The sequence below is a fragment of the Paenibacillus sp. Pae15 genome, from assembly GCF_024519685.1.
In the GTDB taxonomy this organism is placed as follows: Bacteria; Bacillota; Bacilli; order Paenibacillales; family NBRC-103111; genus Paenibacillus_G; species Paenibacillus_G naphthalenovorans.
This window is the reverse complement of record NZ_JALJRM010000070.1, coordinates 1-1,688: the sequence shown is the minus strand read 5'-3', so window position 1 is coordinate 1,688 and position 1,688 is coordinate 1. Positions and strand designations below refer to the sequence as shown.

The 1,688-nt window shown below is 44.7% G+C and carries 2 protein-coding genes; both read left to right on the top strand.

Annotated features, from left to right (window positions below; translation table 11 throughout):
- Positions 1-86: 86 nt before the first annotated feature.
- A complete protein-coding gene (locus NR121_RS24890) occupies positions 87-1,109 on the top strand; it encodes a transposase (protein WP_139170768.1) in 1,023 nt (340 codons plus the stop codon).
- 46 nt (positions 1,110-1,155) lie between these two features.
- Complete coding sequence (locus NR121_RS24885; RefSeq protein WP_054820364.1) at positions 1,156-1,662, top strand: hypothetical protein; 507 nt, start codon at positions 1,156-1,158, stop codon at positions 1,660-1,662.
- Positions 1,663-1,688: the final 26 nt, after the last annotated feature.

Sequence of the window (1,688 nt, the reverse complement as noted above, 5' to 3'; positions counted from 1 at the left end):
CTACGGCGGCATGAATAACTAACAGGATCTTCCTAACGGTTTGTCGAAGTAATTACGGTCAAAATTTCCAAAGGAGTTGACCCGCATTGCTTTCCAAAAACCGTCTGCGTCCACAACGGAGAATATACTTTAGACCTGAACATAAGAATTGTCCTCACTGCCAACAGAAATTACGTCGTTCACATACAGCATGGAATAAGAAAATCGCCACATTGAAAGAAGTCGTTCACGTTTGGAGCATGGCCTACCATTGCGAAAATCCAGATTGCCCGAAGCCAGGTGTATACTACAAATCGGCGGAAGCAGAAGCAATAAGCATGAAGCATTCTCCTTACGGCTTCGACGTTGTTTGCCTAGTTGGTGAACTTCGCTTCAAACGGCATATGACCCGCAAGGAGATTGCGGATGAATTGAACGCGAGAGGTGTTCAGACATCCGAACGGAGCGCACAAAATCTGTATGAACGGTATCAAACATTGCTTGCTGCTAGTCTTACTGAACATACGAAGAAAGTGCTGGCTGAAGTCACAGAACAAAACGGCGGTATTATCTTGTCTATGGATGGCGTCCAGCCAGAGAAAGGCAATGAGACACTTTATGTAATTCGTGAAGTATTCAGCGGTACTGTCTTAATAGCAAAAAACATGAAAAGTGGTTCATCTGCCGAGTTACAAACGCTCATCCAACCGATCATCGAGCAAGGCTATCCGATCGTCGGTATTGTTAGTGATGGACAGCAATCCATTCGTCTAGCGATGGAGACGCTTTTGCCCGATGTGCCTTATCAATATTGCCAGTACCATTATTTAAAAGACATCGCGAAACCGGTTGTTGATGTCGATCGAAAGTTAAAGACCGAGCTCAAGAAAAGCATGCGCGGCATTCGTGAAGTCGAGCGGAAAATCGAACAGTCGGATTCACAAGAAGCAAGCATCGCGAAGGGTTACGTTGCTGCCGTACGTGCATTGCTCTTGGAAGACGGAAATCCTCCATTAGATTTACCCGGTATGCGTATCTATGAACAGGCCCAAGCCATTCAAGCGTCCCTTCAAAAATGCTTGGATAAAAAAGGGGGCCACCCTACTTCAAAACGTTTTCAGAATATTTAGTAAAGTCGATTCCCTTCAGCAACAATACGAGAAAGTCGCTCGCTGGATGAAGCCAATCCGTCACATTGCAGAAATCCTTGAACCCAGCATGGATAAGACAAGCAAGACAGTTGAATGGGAAATGACAAAGCTGTTGGATTGGGTTCGGCTTTCCTATACCGAAGAGAATGATCTGGAAATGGTTAACAATCTCCTTAGTTACAGCAAGGGATTCTGGAAGGGACTCTTCACTTGCTACGATCATTATCATGTGCCAAGAACGAACAACGATCTGGAACGCTTCTTCCGAGCTACGAAGACACGACACCGTCGGATGACCGGGCTACGCAACTGGAACGAATACATCTTACGGAATGGTGAGATGGTTGTGCTCGTTGATGATGGACTTAAACAGGAAAACCTAATCGCCCGTTTAAGGATGGTCGACTACACAAGCTACAAGAAACAGAAAGAAAAATGGAATAACCGGTTGAGCGATAGTGTTATGCGCAAACGGTTTAAACGCGATCCACAAAATTATCTTAAAAATTTAGAAAACCAATGGCTCAAATAACATGTATGTTATTCATGCCGCCGTAG

What these genes read in the sequence shown, in the direction of transcription:
- NR121_RS24885 (WP_054820364.1), top strand. Translation starts at nt 1,156, where the DNA reads ATGAAGCCAATCCGTCACATTGCAGAAATCCTTGAACCCAGCATGGAT.